This is a genomic window from Streptomyces calidiresistens (assembly GCF_014141525.1).
GTDB lineage: Bacteria > Actinomycetota > Actinomycetes > Streptomycetales > Streptomycetaceae > Streptomyces > Streptomyces calidiresistens.
The window spans coordinates 1-459 of record NZ_VKHS01001564.1; the positions used below are offsets into that span (position 1 = coordinate 1).

Below are 459 nucleotides of genomic sequence, written 5' to 3' on the forward strand. Positions count from 1 at the left end.
GGCAACGGCAGCGTCAGATGGGTTTAAGAGACAGGTGTGCCGGTGGAGGGTCGGGCGGCCGGGGCGGCAACGGCGGCGGAGGGTGCCGGGGTCGCGATCCCGCGCCTCGGCCGGGGGCTCGACCCGGCGCTCCTGCGGATCGTCACCGGGCCCTCCGCGGGACCGGAGGCCCGGTTCCGCGCCCCGCGCGCGGGGCGGACGGGCGGCGCCCGCGGGGCCGAGGTGCTCGACGCCGCGGAGGAGGCGGCCCGGGCCGCGGGGGCGGTCTCCCTGGTGGTGTGCACCGGCCCCGGACGCTCACCGGACGAGGCGGAGTGCCGGGAACGCGGCTACCGCTTCGGTCACCTCCTCGTCGGCAAGCCTCTGGGCTGAACCGCCGGGGCCCCCGGCGCGTCCGTCCCCGTGACGGACGATTCACCCCGCCCCCGGGATTCGCGGGGCCGGGGTGGGGGAGAACCG

General features: G+C 79.1%; 1 protein-coding gene. It reads left to right on the top strand.

The genetic code is table 11. The features are described from left to right. Positions 1-42: 42 nt before the first annotated feature. Positions 43-372, top strand: coding sequence for a hypothetical protein (locus FOE67_RS28290; RefSeq protein ID WP_182667633.1), 330 nt, complete (start codon positions 43-45; stop codon positions 370-372). Positions 373-459: the final 87 nt, after the last annotated feature.